An 18,157-nucleotide genomic window follows, 5' to 3' on the forward strand; every position below is an offset into this window, starting at 1 on the left:
TATGAAGCTTCTGATTACATTGGTGATAATTGTCATTATTGCGATAATTCTCCTTCCGGGTTTCTTTTACATTGTTGACCAGACAGAACAGGCAGTAGTTCTCAGATTTGGTGAAATCGTCAAAGTCAATACGGACCCGGGGTTGTATATAAAGCAACCCTTTATAGATAATGTTGTTCGCTTTGAAAAGAGACTGCTTGTTTACGATGTTCCAGCCGAAAGGATTTTCACAAAAGACAAAAAAACTCTTTTAGTCGATACCTATGCCCTGTGGAAAATCTATGACCCCGAGAGGTTTGTAAAGTCTATGAAAACCGTAGAAATTGCCCAGACAAGGATTGACGATGTCGTTTACTCAAAAGTCAGGAACATTATAGCGAGTATGGATTTTGAAGAAGTGATTTCAGAAAAGCGTCCGGAAATCCTTGATACAGTTACCACTGAATCAGCTTCAGAAATGCTTGATTTTGGCATACAGATCGTTGCTGTAAGAATAAAGAGGGCCAACCTTCCTCAGGAAAACATGACCGCCGTGTTCAACCGAATGAAATCTGAAAGGTATCAGGAAGCGGCTTTGATTAGAGCAGAAGGTGAAAAAGAAGCCAACATGGTAAGAGCAGATGCTGACAAGACAGTTACAATAACGCTTGCAGAAGCGGAAAAAACAGCAGAGATCCTTAAGGGAACAGGAGATGCTTCTGCATTATCGATTTATGCTGAAGCTTTCTCACTTGATCCCGAATTCTACGATTTCTGGAAGAGAATGGACGTTTACGAAAACACTCTGGGAAAATCCAAATTCATACTCGGCTCTGAAATGGACTTTATCGACAAACTCATGAAAGGTGAGTGAAGGTGGACTGTTACCTATCCCTGATAGCCAACGCAAAATTCAAAACTAACATCAAACGTTCAATCTTTATAGGCCATGCAGTTCATTGTACAACGGAACATGAAGCGAAAGAGTTCATTAAAGAAATTTCCCGGCAATACAAAGATGCAACTCACAATTGCTGGGCTTATAAAGTGAACGAAAAGGGTATAAAGTTCAATTTTTCCGACGCCGGCGAACCCCATGGTTCCGCCGGCCGTCCTATTTTTTCAGCCATTGAGTCTATGAATATGGTTGATGTAGCGATTGTGGTTACAAGATACTTCGGTGGAGTAAAACTTGGCGTAAGAGGTCTTATCGATGCATACAGATTCACCGCTCAAAGTACCCTTGAAACAGCTGAAAAAGGGAGGTACTGTCCCGGAATAAAATTCAGTGCCGAAATAGATTACGGTGCCTGGAATGATTTCACCAGGCGATATAAAGAAGGCACTGATTTTAACATCGCCCAGATTGATTATGGTGCCTCCATTAAAGTCTTGCTCACTTCCAAAGCTGACAAGTTCGACTCTCTCACCAAATTCTTTCTCGAAAGGCGTATCCCTATTGAAAAAAGAGAAAATATCACCTTCATAGAGAAATTATAACCTCTTTCAGAAACCGAATTTCTATTGGCGGGCATATTCTGCGGAAACTACTTCAATTATTAAATATTTCTATAAATAAATATTTTATATATTTAATAAATATGATAAAATATAATCACCTCGATATAGGGGAAGTGATTGCATGGTTGTTGTTACAGGAGCGACAGGACACATAGGAAATGTACTAGTGAGAAAGCTTGTCAATGAAGGCGTTTCTGTAAAGGCTCTGTTTGCACCGGGTGATAACCTGAAAGCATTGTTGAATATGCCTGTTGAATTGATACCCATGGACATTCTTGATTATGAAGGGCTTGTTAGAGCGTTCAAAGGAGCCGATGCCGTATTCCATCTTGCAGGTTTGATTACAATCATGCCTTTCTTCCAGAAAAAGGTATTCAGAGTAAATGTGGAGGGCACAAAGAACGTAATAAGGGCATGTCGGAAAGCCGGTGTAAAAAGGCTTGTTTATGTAAGCTCTGTGCACGCATTAAGTGAGCCTGAAAAAGGGGCTGCGATCGATGAGAATTTCGGATTCAACGTAAAGAAAGTTTATGGGTGTTACGGAAAATCAAAAGCTCTGGCCGGCAGAGAGGTGGAGAGGGCAGTTTCCGAAGGCCTTGATGCAGTTATTTTATGCCCCAGTGGTGTTATCGGACCCTATGATTACAGGGGTTCTGAAATGGGAACGCTGTTTCGGGATTTTGTGAGGGGGAAATTCCGTATATCTGTGAATGGTTGTTTTGACTTTGTTGATGTCAGAGATGTGGCAGATGGAATTATTAGAGCGTGGAAAAAAGGAAAATCGGGCGAAAAATATATACTCAGCGGGCACATGATAACGATGAAAAAGCTTGTGGCTTTGCTTTATAAATATACAGCACAAAAGAGAAAGAAAATATTCTTTGTGCCGGAAGTGCTGGTATATCCTGTCGCTGCTGTAATGACTGCTTACTACTGGTTGTCCGGCTCAAAGCCCCGGTTTACCTTTTACTCCCTTCATACCCTTCGCAGGTATTACAGGTTTTCACACGAAAAGGCTTCCAGAGAATTAGGATATTTTCCAGGGCCAATAGAAGAAACTGTAAAAGCCACTCTCGAATGGTTTACAAAAGAAGCAAACACACTTACCTATAATCGGCAATATCGTTCTTGTTAAAGAGGAGTTTTTAAGTTCTTTTCTGTGTTTGTAAATTGCTATAAGGAAAGTACCTCCAAAGAGCAGAAGAAGATTTCTTTCTTTCGCAAAGATTGATTTCAGCAAAACATATACAAACAAGGCAAAAAGTCCGAGCATATACCTTACTGCATCATTATAACGGTTGCTTCTGGGTTTTGTTAGGGAAAATATGGTGAAAATCGTGCCCAGCAGAACCGGTGCTTCCCATGCGGTAAGCAACGTCCAGGCACCGAAAGTCGTTGCTATTGCTTTGCCACCTCTAAACCTTAACATGGGAGGAAATGCGTGACCTGCTATACCGGCCAAAGCCGCAATTGCTATTATGTATTCATTGTCGACCATCCCTGATGATATGAATATTTCCAGAGGGAATATACCTTTCAGGAAGTCTAGAACCAGCGCGGTGATGCCAGGTTTCCAGCCGGCAGCTCTCCACAGGTTTGATGCCCCGGGATTGCCATCTGTAACCCCTCTCAAGTCTATTCCTATTTTCTTTGCGATAATTGCTGAATACATAACTGATCCGGATAAGTACTGGAAAATAATCGCACCAATTCCATAAAGGATTTCCTGGTTAGACACGGATAACCCTTCCTCTCCAGGAGACTTTTCTCATAAATAGAGTCTTAAATGTCGAAACAACAAAAATCAGGAGAAAGAAAAGAAAATGCAACGGATAAAACACATAATCATACCAGGAATAGTCTCCAAGTGGTTTTGAAAGTATATATATAACCAGCACCATACCGGTGTACACAAAAAAGTGTGACAAGGAATCGAACATCCAGAATATGGAAGAGTAAAATCCTGCCATCCATATGAAAGCTACAATGAAATTCAAAACGCCTCCAGTAATTGAACCAGCTGACATGTTTTTTGTATGACCTTCAAAGAGCTGTAGGATTCCCCCGGGATACATTCTGAACTTTAAAAAGCCGTTTCCAAGAAAGTTGGAGACATTTTTCCCATTTTCAAGATACATCCTGCCGAATTTCAAATCTTCAAGAACGGTATTCTTGATAACTTTGTGTCCGCCAGTTTCGAAATAGTCCTTTCTCGAAGTAACTATCACTGGGCCAAATGCGCCTGCAGGTTTTAAGTTTCGAAACCTGAAATTTTTGCTACAATACACCGTGAGCAAGTTAGCTGTAAACCCGAGATGTTCGTAAAAGCGTTCAAACCTCTGGTAAGGCCACACGGATATCATACCGCCTAACTTGTTATACTTCGACAACAGAATCCCGATTGCTTCCTTTTCAGGCTCCACATCGGCATCGAGAAATATCAGCAAATCGCCATCGGAATTATGCACTCCATTCCATAAAGCCCAGGATTTCCCTATCCAGTCTTCAGGTGGATCTTCTTTCAAATTCACCAGCTTGACCCTATTATCTACTCTTGAATACGTTTCCACAATTTTTGCAGTTTTATCAGAAGAGTCATCGTTGATGACTATGATTTCATCCGGCTGAACTGTTTGATTAAGCAAAGCAGAGAGTATCTTCCCGATATTCAATTCTTCGTTCCTTGCTGGAATAATAACGGAAATTTTTTGAACTCCATTTTTCTTTTCCAGGCTGATTTCATTCGGAATAGTTCTCTTTAAAATGTGAGAGCGAATTGATATCAGATAGAAAAAGGATATTGCAAAGTTAAAAATAATCGCGGCACTCTTCAATAAAAACTCCATTTAGCCACCCCTAAAACCCTAATATGTCAGAAAATAAAAACCAAATGATTAAAAAATCAATTGAGCTTAAAGATGAAATAGTTCAAAATCAAAGCGAAACTAACCCAAAACAAATAGGGAAGGAGTAAAAAAGCTGCGGGTTTTGAGATTTTATAGAAAATGTTCATATTTGCTAAAATGAATGCCCATAACAAAATTATTTCCATAAGAGCAAAAAAAGGGTTTTCAAGGCCAAAGAAAAAGAAAGACCAGAGCAAATTTAAGGAAAGCTGAATAGAATAAACGCCAACTGCAAGATTTCGCCTGCCCCCAAAATTCTTTCTCCATACCAGATAAAAAGAAATTCCTATAAGAATAAACAAGGAAGTCCAGACAGGTGCGAATAACCAGTTGGGAGGGTTAAATGAAGGTTTGTTCAAAGACGCGTACCAGGTATCAATGGAACTCGAAGTAAAAAAGGAACCCAGAAATCCTGCTGATAGAGTAATTATTACCGAAATAATTAATTTCGGATAGCTTTTCATTTACCCATCTCCCAATTATTAAGATACATACCTAAAACTTACTTTTGCCTATCTTTGTTGCCTTTTCTGCAGCAATTTTCCCGGTTAGTATCGACATGGGCACCCCGGCAGGGCTGTAAGCCCACTGACCAGCCTGGAATATATTTGGTATCGGCGTCAGGACAGCTTTGCCAGCAGAAGCAATCTTATTGATTACAGGCATGTGTTTTTCAAATGCCCACCCTGTAATAGCGCCCTCGGAAGTTCCTACTCTTTCTTGAATACTCAAAGGAGAAAAGGAAAAGGAAGCGGTAACTTTTTCTTTCAACATGGGATATATTGAATTTGAAATCACTTTTACAATGCGCTTTTCAAGCTCCGATTTGAATTCATCATACCAGCCGTCTTTTCGGACTTTTTCAAACAAATCATATTCTGCAAGCAGGCTTATTATCACGCCGGTTTTACCTTTAGGTACCATTTGGGGATCTTTCAGCCCCGGGATGGATATTTCGTAGGTGTTTAGATTGAGGAACTTATCAACCCAGTTCAAAACCTCTTCTTTTCCTTTGTCTTTCCAGTTACCCAGCAATAGATTTAACTCCCTTTTATGAGTCTCACCCAGACCGGTTCTTGAAGGGGTGTAAAAAAAGTGCCCGTATGCGATTTTTCTGAAGCTCTCCAGTGGTTCATCCACTTCTAAAAATACGCTAAACACGGAATCCCCACCCCGACAGTTCAAAAATTGTCTTTTAGCTTCTTCAAATTTATCTTTTGTTCTAGGATCAAGATTGGCAGTTTTTGTTATCGAATAAAAGGTTTTCAAATCTGCAGCCCAGACAAGGCTGTTGTACTCATAAAAATTCCCGTTCTCATCTCTTATCTGGCACCTGTCAGCGAATACCTCGGTAATTCTTGTTCCGGTTAGTATTTCGCCTCCATATTCTATTACTTTATCTTTGACAACCTCGGCAAGTTTCCCCACGCCACCCTTGGGATAGAAATAATCCAGATACAAAGAAAAATAACTCAACGCGAAAAACGCAGGCGTATTTTTGAAAAAATGCTGTGCAATGATATCTCTCAGGGAAGTATTCTCGATTATTTTTTCAAGATAACTCTCAACAGGGACATTCATTTTATTTATCTTGCCCAGAGTTAAAAGAAACCTCGGCAACCATGGAAGGAGCGTTTTGAAGACAAAGCCTGTATCTCGTTTTAAATCTTTGAACATGGGATTCTCTATACCATATAATACATCCATGTATTTCATAACTTTACGGATTATCTTGATGATGCTGTCAACTTCTTTCTCACTTTGTGGATACATCCTTACTAGCAGATCCCTGTAATCCATCAGGCTATCAATTCCCTCAATGTTCAAGACTTCCTTTTCGATGCCAACTGAAACAGGGCTTTTGACAGTTTCAAGAGAAATATCGAGATCATTAAGCATGGGGAATATTATACCGGCATCTTCCAGCGCTCTCACACCAGCGTCAAAATAAAATCCATTGTGCTCAAAGGTGTTGACCAATCCTCCGCAGGTTTCGTTTTTTTCTATCAGAAGCACCTTTTTTTTACTGCGCGCAAGGTAAGCAGCAGATGTAAGCCCTGCAATGCCCCCACCTACTACGATTGTGTCATATTTCTTTTTGCTCATATGCCGACTATCCCCCCCTCCATTTGATTTGAATTCAACCTGCCCAGTTCAATGCTTTTATTCCATAATTCATAGGCGGCTTCTTTATCGACTGCAGGTGGAGCTGGCTCTTCCAAAGTGGTGAGATTGAAGAATTTTCCGGAAATATGCTCTACCTCACTGGATACGCCCAAATAGTAAAGGGCTTCAGCCGAAATATCAGCTGGCCTTAGATTTTTATCTATAAAGGTCTTTTTGAACCATTTGTAAAAAGGCCCGTTGTCCTTTCCAGAATTTGATCTGACAGCACCCGGGTGCATTGCATTAATCGTTACCCCGGAATTCTTGAAATATTCATCAAAAACCAGCATGGATAGTAGCTGTGCTAGCTTTGCCGAGCCATAAGACTTCAATCCCGAATATCGTCTTTTTTGCCAGTTCAAATCATCTAATTTCAATCCCCAGGCGGCAAAGCGGTAACCCTCCGAATTCACAAGAATAATTCTCGTCTTTTCTTGAGACTTGAGCTTTTCCATCAAAAGATAGTTTATGATAAATGAACTGAGATAATTAACAACAAAACATTTTTCCAGCCCATCTTCTGTCAGCTCGCGCTTTGTGAGGTATACACCTGCATTGTGTATAAGGACATCGATTGGTTTTTCAAGCTTTGAAAGAGCCCTGGCGACCCTGTGGATATCATCCAGCTTGCTCAAATCTGCCAGTTCATAATTGCAGGAGACATCGAAATCCCTTTCTATCTCTTCACACAACGCTTCTGACTTCTCTCTGTTTCTGTTTATGCATAACAAATTCGCCCCTTTAGACGCGAATTTCCTTGCTGTAACATATCCGATTCCAGAGGTTGCGCCTGTTACAACTACAAGTTTGTTGGTGAACTCGTCGTTGCAGATTTTGGGATCTAACCGATTGTTTTTGATCATTGCGAATACGTTAGACCAGCGGTATTCTTTGAAATACTTAAAGAACTTGCTTTTCTTTTTCATGATAAGCTTCAACCAAACTTTCTCTTCATGAATTTTCTGTATGCTTTGCCAAAGCCGGGTATATTATCAAAAATGTCTCCCCATAAATCATAGTAATCTCTCTGCTCAATTATCTTTCCCTTTTCATTTATCGTTAAGCGGCTAACCCCATAGAGAACGGAGCTCTTATATTTCTTAAAAGCGATGGTCATCTCCCACTCGATGAAAAAGTCCCTACCCCTATGCAATGCACGTACAATTTTCATATTCAGGGATTTTGAGCGCTTTGCAAGGCGCTCGGTCATTGCCTTGAACTCTTCAATTCCCCTTATTTCTTGAATTGAGTCTCTGAAATATATCTCGTCATCATAATAAGGTAGAATATGAGACCAATCAGGCTTTCCTTCGGTGTTATATGTCTTTGACCATAACTCTTTCAAAATTTCCAGGGTTAATTTATATTCCTTTTCCGTTTTGTCTTTGCCATTTAATTCATCAGTCATAGTTTTCCTCTATAAATAAGCATCCTGCTTTTGGTTTTTATAATTATAACCTATAATCATTTTTTAACAAAAAAAAGAAACTTTCCCCTCTGGTTCACAGGAAAGTCCCTTTTTAATATCACTCCAGATTTTGGAGAGGTTGTTGCCTATTTAATTCCAGAAACGGATACATTAAACAGTTTAACAGCTTTTGGGCCGGAATACCTTTTGGACTTCTGGACTTCTTTTGAAAGAAGAAGATCCCTTTGAACCTGGTTTATATTACCGCTTATAGATCCGCCTGTTATCGGATACCTCTCTTTACCGTCAAAGTACCAACCAAGGCGTATTTCCCCGCCAAAGTCTCCCGTAATACTGTCCACATTGAAGGCCGAAAATAGCGCAATTTCAAGATGAGGACCCTCACGAAGCTCATCAAGGGAGTCCCTTCCCGGCTCCACGGAGAAATTGTGAATGTTCCCGGTGGGCTCTACCCCAAGGTAATGGCTATAACGCACATCACCCCAGTATTTTACCAGCTTTCCATCTTTTATTATCTGTTCCTTGTCCAGCGCGAATCCATCGCCATCATATGGAGCGGAGTAAAAAGATCCCGGCATGAAAGGATCAAGAGTTACCGTAATTCCATCACCTTTGAAATCACCCTGGACGCTATCGCCAATCTTGAAGGTGGATACTTTTTCATACACAGCCCTGGCACTTGAGTTATCCACATAGTAACTCAAAAAATCCTCTGCTGGCTCTGAGACCAGTATTACAGGGGCTGATCCCAGTGCGGGAGTAGGTTTCGCTTTAGCACGGTCCAGAGCTTCTTTGAGAAACTCGTCCACTGCTTTTGAAATGGAGTCTGGCTCATAATCTGAAAATCTCAGCTGATGATACAGCTCCACCTCTTCTTTACCCGTTGCGGTTACAACGAGTTCAATAAAGGCTCTTACGGCATCGAACTGGACATCAACGCCACGAGAGTTCAGGATATGTGTTTTAGTCTTTGTGAGATAGATTTCCGTTGAGTTCAAAAAGGCTTCTTCCTTTGTGTCTTGCGAAAAGACTTCCGAAGCTATTTCAGCTATCCAGTCTGAGATTTCACCGCTCTGAAACCTTGACGATATGTTGCCCTTTGCTTCTGAAGGCTCGGCGATGGGATAGGGTTTGTTCTTGACAAAGCCAGCAGCGAAGGCACTTTCTTCTATGCGCTTTTTTACCTCTTTTTCAGACATGCCCGGGTGAATGGTTGTTTGAGCTGAGCCTCTGTATTTCGTTCCAGCTTCTTCAAAATCGCGATAGACTGTGACATTGTAGGAACTGACTTTCTTTGCCCGGTTCATATCGAGCTCCTGCTTGATAAAATAGAGCTCGTGCCCTTCCTTTATGGTTTCAATGACTTTCCAGTCGGATATTTCTCTGATGTTTTTGAGCGCCTTTATGATTTTTTTCAACATTATCCTAACCTCGCTTTTGCTTTGATATATGGGCCTCCTGAAGAAACCTTCACCCATTCCTTGTGGCCTTTGCCGCATGCGCCCGAACCCGATAACCGCAATTCGCCCGATACCATGGAGATGGATTGCAGCAGATCGGGAACGTAGCCGGTCATAACCACGGGCGATACGATCTTGCCGGTAAATTTGCCATTTTTTATCTCCCAGCCGTAGGCTATCATACATTGAATTCCCCAGTTCTTTGGGTCTTCCATGCCGCTGTAATAATCCTCAAGAAGATATCCGTGCTCAATAGATGCTATCATCTCTTCAAGAGTGTCTTTTCCCGGGGAAAAGAAGGTGTTCGTCATTCGCGCGTAAGCTTTCCTCTCAAAGGATTCTCTTTTTCCATTGCCAGTGGGTTTAGTCCCCAGTTTCAATGCCGAAAGCAAATCCGAAATGCCCGTAAGAAGCACCCCATCTTTGATAATTGTCGTGTCTGTCCCCAGTGTTCCTTCGTCATCGAAAAGATATGAGGATACTTCTTCAGCGGCTCTTGCTCCATCGTGCATTTCAACGAGTTTGGAAGCCACTGGCTTGTTTAAATATTCCACAGCCTTTGCGCGGTTTTTTACAAACATATCCATTTCCACTCCATGTCCAAAGGCTTCGTGGGCAATAAGGCCGGCAACCTCTGGTGAACATATCACATCGTACAAACCCGGCTCAATCGGCACAGCATCTAAAAGCATCACAGCCTTGTCTACGACTTCCTTGACGTCTTTGCTCATTTCATCAATGAGCTCCGTTCCCTTAAGTCCCGAATAGCTTTTGTATCCATAGCGCGTTACATTTCCTTTTCGCACAATGCCATAGACATATCCCTGAGACCACATATACGATTGCATGAGATCTTTGTTGGGCGAAAGGAACAATTTTGAAACTTTAACGCCTTCGTATGCAGCCATGAAATTCACCAGCAGATCAGTGTATTCATATGCCCTGTCCTTGATAGATGTCAATTTTTCGATTATCTCAGAAGGACTCGAAGATTCAAGTGGAACAGCCACATTGCCGTTGAAATGCTTTTCAACCCGCTCTTCCACGACGCAGGGGTAATTGCCCGTGCGAAAGCCCCTTTCTTTGCAGTTTTTAAGGCTCTTTTCCGTTTCTTTTCGTATATTGTCCAATACCCGGTGAAAGTTTTCTTCGGTAAGTTCGTTAAAAGAATATTCTGAATAAATGCTATCATTGAAAGCCCTCACCACAAAGCCCCTTTCCGTCCAGTTGGAATCGGAAATGGAAACACCGGTTGTAAGCACGGTATAGCTTTTCCCTGATACATCTGTTCCCAGAATTGATACATACTTATAATCCTTTGAAAGTTCAGAAATAAGCCTTTTGAGCAAAGGCCTGACTTCTATCAGAAACGTGGAATCCTGAATTTTCACAGCACCATCTCCTTGTGATTTGATTAGTTCTAACATTCATTATACAGGATATGAAGTTGTCCCGGGTTTTGGCAATTATTTGTGTGTTCTGAAGCATTGAACTATTGATCATAGTAACAATCGAAGATCTTTCTTGCGATGGGTGCCGCAACTGTTGACCCGTAGCCCCCGTTTTCAACAAAAACGGTGACGATGATTTGAGGTTTCTTAACAGGTGAGAAGCCCGTGAACCATGAGTGTGGAGCGCTGTTTGTCTCCGCTGTGCCTGTTTTGCCTGCAACTTCGTATTCAAAGCCCGCAAAGGCTTGATAGGCTGTACCTTCATCTGCGGGAGAATGCCCTTTCTCTGTAACTACCTGCTCCATTGCCTCTATGAGTACATCCCAGTATTCGGAAGGCATTTCAACCACGGTGGCGGGTGGGGTTTCCTGAGCAAACAAATGAGGCTTATACACTATACCGCGATTTGCAATTATTTCGGTAAGTCTTGCGATTTCAAGAGGGGTCGCCAGCACATAACCCTGACCTATGGAACTGAGAATGGTATCGCCGGGATACCACTGCTCAGCATAGTTTTTAAGCTTCCACTGGGGATCGGGAAACACGCCGGACAGTTCTGTAGGGAGATCTATCCCGGTTTTATCGAAGACTTCCCACATACGGGCGTATTTAGAAAGATTTTCTATGCCCAGTAGAAGGCCCAACTGGTAAAAATAAACGTTGCAGGAAACGGTGATGGCCTGCTTCAGGTCTACAATCCCGTGGCCATACAAATACCAATCTCTGAAGACGGAAAGGGTGTGACCTCGGGAATCTTTGAACTGGTAGCTCCCGGTACAGTTCAGCGTGGCATCGGGGGTAACTCCTGTTTTAAGGGCGACCATGGAAACAAAGGGCTTGACAACGGAACCCGGGGAGTAGGAATTGATAGCTCTGTTCAAAAGGGGGGATTGGGGGTCAAGTCTTAATTTCTCCCAGTTTTCGCTGGAAATTCCCCCGGGAAACAGATTGGGATCGTAAGAAGGATAGGAAACTAGGGCAAGAATTTCACCGGAATTTGACATAACCACAGCTGCCCCGGGTTTTCCAAAGTCTGCGAAAATATTGTAAATCGCAAAGCTCAGGGATGCATCCAGGGTAAGCTTTACATCAATTCCCTTTTGAGGGGGGATTTCGGTTTTTGTGTAGACCGCTTCACCAAGGCTGTTGATAAGGATTACCCTTTCGCCTGGTTTTCCAGTGAGCAGGTAATTATATTCTTTCTCAATACCACGTTGGGGTATGCCTTCTGAATTCACATAGCCAAGCACATGGGAAATGCCCGGATTTTGTATATACCTTCTTGCTGATTTCGTGATTATTTCAATTTCATCTATCTCTCCGGCTTTGTAAAGTTTGTCCGGGGACAGGTGAAGGGTTACCTCACCCGTTACTTCAAGAGTTTTTAGAATTTTTTCAGGATTTTCCTCCTCAGAAAAGGCATCAAGAAGTTTCGTTTTCGTGTACTCGCTGAAAAATGTAACCTTTTTCCGTATTATCTGGTACCGGGAATTCCAGGCGAGGATTATGCCGTTGCGGTCGAGTATTTTGCCCCTTTCTGCGGGCAATTCAATGGTTTTGGTGCTTATCATGTCTACTTCTGACTGATATTTATCGTGCTGGATTAACTGCAACTCCACCAGCCTGAAAAGATATACTGCCACAATAACGAAAAAAGCAATGATCAGAAGGTCACTTCGTCTGAAATTCATGTTTCTTCTCCCTGAAAAGGACAAAGGTTATAAAAAGCGGTATCAGCGCAAGATACAACAGCTTTAGATAGATGGTGGCAATTGACGCGAATAAAAGCCCGGAAACGAATCCTGAAATGCTTCTTTTGATATGGGAGCGAAAGAGATAGTTGCTTACAGTTACGGCGATGCCGAGCAACAAAAGAGCAATGACGCTTCCGGTGTTTATTGAGAGCAGAAAAGCAACAGCAAAAGAAAGCCCAAGTGAGATAGCCTCGCTTTCAGAAGATGCTATTAAGGGCATATAAATCGGGAAAAGCGGCAAAATATCATAAAAACTAAGATCGTAATAGACCAGAAAGGGAAACAATATATAAAACACTCTCATCATTTTGCCTCCAGAAATGCGTAATATCCGGGGTTCATGTTGTCATGATCCAGAAGGTAACCGTCAGGCATAGGCGATAAAATATCTCCTATGTAGGTGGCATCGAGGGAGTAAAAGTAGCCAAATCCCTCTATCTCAGGAGAGATAAATACACTATCGCCCGGTAAAAGCTCCTCAGGGTCGAAAGACCTGAAATACAGATTCCTGCTCTCAGAAAAAATAACGCCTTCTATTTCAAGATCCCAATCTTTTCGCCTTGCAACCGCGGGAAGCTGAAAGGATAAATTCCTCAAAGGCTCGACCACCACCTGCTTTCCCAGGGCTTTTGACACTACTCCTGCAAGCCTTCTGGTCCGGAGTGAAACGACAGGGCTTTTTTCCAGAGGTGTTGCATTGGAATCTAAAATCACGTAATCGCCAAAGGAATGGTTATAGAACCCTACTGCAAGTGGTGGTGCTATGCTTGTCGTGCAAGAACCGCTAAAAGTGATTTCGGGGAATTGGATGATATGGCTGTCCGTTGCCTTTGAATATATATTAACAGCGCTGCTACGCAGGCTTAATAGGGGTTCAGATAGCTCAAAGAGCCATGATCTTAGAACAGCATTTATCCCCGTTACCTCGAACAGGTGAAATATGAGTATTATACCGAAAAAGAGTGCCACAAGAATTTCAAGTTTCTTCAAACTCAGTTCCCCCTGGAAAGTCTTTCCAGTATGGAAACTTTTTCAAGCACGCTTCCTGCACCGCGGGCAACACAGGTCAGCGGGTCTTCGGCTATATTAACTGTGATGCCGGTCTCGGTTTCAAGGAGGTCCTTCATTCCTTTCAGAAGGGAACCCCCGCCGGCTATGGTTATCCCCTGGTGGACTATATCCGAAACCAGTTCCGGAGGAGTGTTTTCGACAGCCATTTTTACCGCCTCAACTATCCTGCTGACAGGCTCACTTATAGCCTCGCGTATTTCAGCTCCTTTAACGTGGACTTTTTTCGGCAACCCGGTGTTCAGATCAAGTCCTATCACTTCCGTTTCAAGAACGTTGAACTCCTCGGTTTCGATTACATTGCCTATCTCGATTTTCACACGTTCGGCGGTCTTTTCACCTATCGCAAGGCGGTATCTATCCTTGATATACTGCACTATGGATTCATCGAGTTCGTCACCAGCGACCCTGATTGAATTGCTCAGGACAATGCTACCAAGGGAGATTACTGCGATTTCAGTGGTTCCACCACCGATATCCACGATCATATTCCCGTTCGGCTCTTCCACATTGAGACCCGCGCCTATCGCACTGGCCATTGGCTCTTCAATAAGAAAAACCTTTTTTGCCCCGGCTTCCACTCCAGCATCGCTCAGAGCTTTCCTTTCCACTTCCGTTGCCCCGGAAGGGACACCAATTACAACTCTCGGCTTTAAGAGAGTGAATCGGGTGGAAGCACGTTCGATGAAGTATTTAACCATGGCGAGTGCGATATCATAATCCGCAATAACGCCGTCTTTCAATGGCCTGATAGCGATTATACTGGCGGGTGTTTTCCCCACCATTCTCTTTGCTTCAAGGCCCACCTGTAAAATCTGCTGCGAATCTGAATCGATGGCAACAACCGAAGGCTCGTTTACCGCCACTCCGCTCCCTCGCAGAAAAACCAGTGTGTTAGCTGTACCTAAGTCTATTCCCATATCCTGTCTGAAAAACATGTACGAACCTCCTGCGAATTTAAGTTTTCGAACCTGATTTTACCATAGGGACGTTACGCCTGTTAACGAGGTTTTTACAATCAGTGTTTGACTTTTGGGAGCAAAAAAATTATAATGCTTTACGCAATGTGTAAGTAATCAGAACTGACCTTGCCCTTAAATGGGGGGGTCTTAATTTTTGATATATGGAGGGAAGTAGAAGTGAAAAAAGTCAGGGCTCTGGGCCGTCACCTTGTGGCGGAATTTTATGGGTGTTCTTCAAAGGCACTCGACGACCTTGACCACGTTGTGAAGTCAATGCGTGAGGCTGCTGAGGTGGCCGGAGCTACTATCGTTGATTCTTCTTTCCACAGGTTTCTCCCACATGGCATAAGTGGCGTGGTGGTTATTGCAGAATCACATCTTACAATTCACACATGGCCAGAATATGGGTACGCCGCTATTGACCTGTTCACCTGCGGAGATGAGGTCAATCCCTGGAAAGCTTTCGAATATTTGAGAATAAAGCTCGAAGCTGACAGAACCGACGTGTCTGAACATTTGAGGGGCATATATTCAGAAGTGGGTATTCCCGACAACGCCCCCCATAAGATTGAGCAATGAGAGGAGGATTTTACCATGGCAGACTTACCTGAAAGAGAATTGAGAACGATGAACCACCTGATATATAAGGAATACTACACTGGCGGCAACACCGGGCTATTCATGAAGATGAAGAAATTAGTTTATTCATACCAGAGCCCGTACCAGAGAATAGATATCTTTGAACATCCCGACCTTGGAATGGTTTTTGCGCTTGATGGCATAACCATGATGACAGAAGTCGATGAGTTCATGTACCATGAGATGCTTGTTCACGTTCCGCTGTTCATGCACCCAAATCCAAAGAAAGTTCTCATTATTGGAGGCGGAGACGGCGGAAGCCTGAGAGAGGTTCTTAAACACCCCGGCATCGAAGAAGCTATCCTTTGCGAGATCGATCCGTATGTAATAGACGCAGCCAGAAAGTATCTCCCGACTTCAGTGGACTTTGATGATCCCAGGGCAAAAATCGTAAACGAAAACGGAGCGGAATACATCAAGCAGTTCAACGATTATTTCGATGCCATAATAATCGATTCCACCGACCCAACAGCCGGTGAAGGCGGACACCTGTTCACCAAGGAATTTTACCAGAACTGCTATAAAGCCCTGAAAGAAGATGGCGTCTTTTCAGCGGAAACGGAAGACCCCTTTTACGATAAAGGCTGGGTGGCAATTGCTCACAACAGAATCTCTTCTGTCTTTCCCATTACAAAGCTCTATATGGGCTTCATGACCACTTACCCTTCAGGCATGTGGAGCTATGCCTATGCTTCAAAGAAATACCACCCGCTAAACGATTATGACCCTGAAAGGGTAAAACCCTTTGAAAGCGAACTGAAATATTATAACCCCGAGATTCACAAGGCTTCTTTTGCTCTCCCGAATTTTGTGAAAGATCTTATAGGCGTAAAGTAGATTGAAAACAACCAGCAGGGGAGTTAGCTCCCCTGTTTTTTTATGTTTTTTGTTCCGGTTAACGCTCTTGTCTCAAAGAAGTCGCAGCCATCTCACGGCAAATCTGATAAAATCTATTGATAAGTGAGATCTGGTGGGAGGAATCACAATGTACAACAAAGACCTGATCAGGAATATTTCGATCATCGCACATATAGACCACGGGAAAACGACGCTTGTGGATAGGATCCTGGAATATACAAACACTATCGAGAAGCGAAAGATGAAGGCTCAATACCTTGACACTATGGATATCGAGCGGGAACGGGGGATAACGATAAAGGCAACCCCGGTCAAGATATTGTATAAGGCTCAAAACGGTAAAGAATACGAGATAAACATCATTGACACACCCGGGCATGTGGATTTTTCTTATGAGGTTTCCCGCAGCCTTGCCGCCTGTGAAGGAGCCATTTTGCTCGTCGATGCCAGTCAGGGGGTCGAAGCCCAGACCTTTGCCAACACTTACCTCGCCCTGGAAAACGATCTCGAGATAATCCCTGTAATAAACAAAATCGATTTGCCCAATGCAAACATCGAAGAAACAGTTTCAGAACTGGAAGATTTAATAGGTTTCACAGTTGATGACTGCATATACGCCAGTGGAAAAACAGGTCAGGGAATCCCTGAAATCCTCGAAACCATAATAAGCAAGATCCCCGCCCCTTCGGGAACCCTCGATGCTCCACTAAAAGCGCTGATTTTTGATGCGGAATACGATAAATATAGAGGAGTTGTCATACACACAAGGGTGGTGGATGGCGAAATAAAAGTCGGAGATAAAATAATGATGTTCAGCACTGGTGAGGAATTTGAAGTAACCGAGGTGGGCATTTTTGCCCCGGAGCTCATTCCCACAGGTAACCTTGGCGCTGGTGAAGTCGGATACGTCATCGCCGGCATAAAAAACGTTGACAGCGCAAAAATAGGCGACACGATAACTTCTGCTTCAAATCCCGTTTCTTCACCGCTACCGGGGTTCAAAGAGATAAAGCCTATGGTTTACGCGGGGTTGTTCCCCGGCTTGCCGGAGTATTATGATGAACTGAGAAAAGCCATCGAAAAATTAAAGCTGAACGATGCCGCTCTCGTTTTCGAGCCGGAAAATTCTCCTGCCCTTGGTTTTGGCTTTCGCGTAGGCTTTCTGGGCCTGCTCCATATGGAAGTCGTCAGGGAGAGATTGGAACGGGAGTTCGATATAGCCTGCATATTGACCGCGCCTAACGTTGTTTATAAGGTTAAGCTGAAAAACGGCGAATTTATCGACATAACAAATCCAGCAAAATTTCCCGATGAATCCCAGATTGATGAAATTCAGGAACCCTTCGTTAATTTGAACATCATCACCCCATCAGAATATATGGGAAATCTCATCGGGTTTATCACCTCAGAAAAACGCGGAGAATTCAAGGAAGTGGAGAATGCCGGTAAGAACAGGGTCGTTCTCAAATTTGAAGCCCCGCTCGCGGAAATAATGTTCGATTTTTTCGACAAGCTCAAAGCCATTTCCAGGGGTTACGCTTCCATGGATTATGAAATAACCGGTTATAGGGTGTCTGATGTGCTGAAGGTTACAATACTTGTCAACCGCGAGACTGTTGATGCCCTTTCCTTCATTGTGCACCGAAGCAAAGAATATGCCGTTGCCAGGCGAGTTGTAGAAAAGCTGAAAGATCTCATTCCGCAGCACCAGTTTCAGATACCCATTCAGGCAAAATCAGGCGGGCGGATAATAGCCCGCAGCGACATAAAGGCATTGAGGAAAGACGTACTCGCAAAGTGCTACGGCGGGGATATAACGAGAAAAATGAAATTGCTAGAAAAACAGCGAGAAGGAAAGAAAAGAATGCGAGAAATAGGAAGGGTCAACATCCCGCAAACAGCCTTCCTGGCTTTGCTTAAAATCGGTGAAGATGAAGGTAAATGAAAAAGCTCCGGAGGTAATG

At 43.0% G+C, this 18,157-nt stretch carries 18 protein-coding genes; 6 read left to right on the forward strand and 12 right to left on the reverse strand.

Annotated features, from left to right (window positions below):
* The first annotated feature begins 1 nt into the window (after position 1).
* The 3 genes from hflC to AT15_RS06755 all read left to right on the forward strand — a co-directional run bounded on the left by hflC (position 2) and on the right by AT15_RS06755 (position 2,635).
* The gene (gene hflC / locus AT15_RS06745; protein WP_068347732.1) at positions 2-853 is read left to right on the forward strand and encodes a protease modulator HflC; all 852 of its coding nucleotides are present in this window, start codon (positions 2-4) and stop codon (positions 851-853) included.
* Between the two features lie 2 nt (positions 854-855).
* On the forward strand, positions 856-1,479 hold the full coding sequence (locus AT15_RS06750; RefSeq protein WP_068347734.1) for an IMPACT family protein: 624 nt from the start codon (positions 856-858) through the stop codon (positions 1,477-1,479).
* A 142-nt stretch (positions 1,480-1,621) separates the two neighbouring features.
* Positions 1,622-2,635, forward strand: a complete 1,014-nt coding sequence (locus AT15_RS06755; protein WP_068347736.1) for an SDR family oxidoreductase — start codon at positions 1,622-1,624, stop codon at positions 2,633-2,635.
* Here the strand turns inward: AT15_RS06755 and AT15_RS10130 are convergent.
* From AT15_RS10130 to mreB, 12 genes are all read right to left on the reverse strand, one after another.
* Positions 2,528-3,238: a glycerol-3-phosphate acyltransferase gene (locus AT15_RS10130; protein ID WP_084251585.1), complete on the reverse strand. Its 711-nt coding sequence runs from the start codon at positions 3,236-3,238 to the stop codon at positions 2,528-2,530. The two genes, AT15_RS06755 and AT15_RS10130, sit on opposite strands and share 108 nt — an antisense overlap.
* Positions 3,231-4,346, reverse strand: coding sequence for a glycosyltransferase family 2 protein (locus AT15_RS06760; RefSeq protein ID WP_153019721.1), 1,116 nt, complete (start codon positions 4,344-4,346; stop codon positions 3,231-3,233). The genes AT15_RS10130 and AT15_RS06760 overlap by 8 nt, the downstream gene beginning before the upstream one ends.
* 56 nt (positions 4,347-4,402) lie before the next feature.
* A complete protein-coding gene (locus AT15_RS06765; RefSeq protein WP_068347738.1) occupies positions 4,403-4,870 on the reverse strand; it encodes a TspO/MBR family protein in 468 nt (155 codons plus the stop codon).
* Positions 4,871-4,901: 31 nt separating this feature from the next.
* Positions 4,902-6,512: a phytoene desaturase family protein gene (locus AT15_RS06770; RefSeq protein WP_068347739.1), complete on the reverse strand. Its 1,611-nt coding sequence runs from the start codon at positions 6,510-6,512 to the stop codon at positions 4,902-4,904.
* Positions 6,509-7,498: an SDR family NAD(P)-dependent oxidoreductase gene (locus AT15_RS06775; RefSeq protein ID WP_068347884.1), complete on the reverse strand. Its 990-nt coding sequence runs from the start codon at positions 7,496-7,498 to the stop codon at positions 6,509-6,511. The genes AT15_RS06770 and AT15_RS06775 overlap by 4 nt, the downstream gene beginning before the upstream one ends.
* 8 nt (positions 7,499-7,506) lie before the next feature.
* Positions 7,507-7,980: a nuclear transport factor 2 family protein gene (locus tag AT15_RS06780; protein WP_068347740.1), complete on the reverse strand. Its 474-nt coding sequence runs from the start codon at positions 7,978-7,980 to the stop codon at positions 7,507-7,509.
* Positions 7,981-8,126: 146 nt separating this feature from the next.
* The gene (locus AT15_RS06785; protein WP_068347742.1) at positions 8,127-9,422 is read right to left on the reverse strand and encodes a metallopeptidase TldD-related protein; all 1,296 of its coding nucleotides are present in this window, start codon (positions 9,420-9,422) and stop codon (positions 8,127-8,129) included.
* Entirely contained in the window at positions 9,422-10,852 is a 1,431-nt protein-coding gene (locus tag AT15_RS06790) for a TldD/PmbA family protein (protein WP_068347743.1), read from the reverse strand. Before AT15_RS06790 ends, AT15_RS06785 begins: the two co-directional genes overlap by 1 nt.
* Before the next feature lie 101 nt (positions 10,853-10,953).
* Positions 10,954-12,603, reverse strand: coding sequence for a penicillin-binding protein 2 (mrdA, locus tag AT15_RS06795; RefSeq protein WP_068347744.1), 1,650 nt, complete (start codon positions 12,601-12,603; stop codon positions 10,954-10,956).
* The gene (locus AT15_RS06800; protein ID WP_068347745.1) at positions 12,584-12,970 is read right to left on the reverse strand and encodes a hypothetical protein; all 387 of its coding nucleotides are present in this window, start codon (positions 12,968-12,970) and stop codon (positions 12,584-12,586) included. Before AT15_RS06800 ends, mrdA begins: the two co-directional genes overlap by 20 nt.
* Entirely contained in the window at positions 12,970-13,656 is a 687-nt protein-coding gene (locus AT15_RS06805; protein WP_068347747.1) for a hypothetical protein, read from the reverse strand. Before AT15_RS06805 ends, AT15_RS06800 begins: the two co-directional genes overlap by 1 nt.
* Before the next feature lie 2 nt (positions 13,657-13,658).
* Positions 13,659-14,672, reverse strand: a complete 1,014-nt coding sequence (mreB, locus tag AT15_RS06810; RefSeq protein ID WP_068347748.1) for a rod shape-determining protein — start codon at positions 14,670-14,672, stop codon at positions 13,659-13,661.
* 201 nt (positions 14,673-14,873) lie between these two features.
* Here mreB and speD point away from each other — a divergent pair, with 201 nt between their 5' ends.
* The 3 genes from speD (at position 14,874) to lepA (ending at position 18,138) form a co-directional block, all read left to right on the forward strand.
* The gene (gene speD, locus AT15_RS06815; protein ID WP_068347751.1) at positions 14,874-15,275 is read left to right on the forward strand and encodes an adenosylmethionine decarboxylase; all 402 of its coding nucleotides are present in this window, start codon (positions 14,874-14,876) and stop codon (positions 15,273-15,275) included.
* A 15-nt stretch (positions 15,276-15,290) separates the two neighbouring features.
* Positions 15,291-16,172 carry a polyamine aminopropyltransferase gene (gene speE / locus AT15_RS06820; protein WP_068347753.1) on the forward strand — a complete coding sequence of 294 codons (882 nt, stop codon included), beginning with the start codon at positions 15,291-15,293 and terminating at the stop codon, positions 16,170-16,172.
* A 148-nt stretch (positions 16,173-16,320) separates the two neighbouring features.
* Positions 16,321-18,138: a translation elongation factor 4 gene (lepA, locus tag AT15_RS06825; protein WP_068347755.1), complete on the forward strand. Its 1,818-nt coding sequence runs from the start codon at positions 16,321-16,323 to the stop codon at positions 18,136-18,138.
* The last annotated feature ends 19 nt before the right edge of the window (positions 18,139-18,157 follow it).

It is taken from the genome of Kosmotoga arenicorallina S304 (assembly GCF_001636545.1).
Taxonomy (GTDB): Bacteria; Thermotogota; Thermotogae; order Petrotogales; family Kosmotogaceae; genus Kosmotoga_B; species Kosmotoga_B arenicorallina.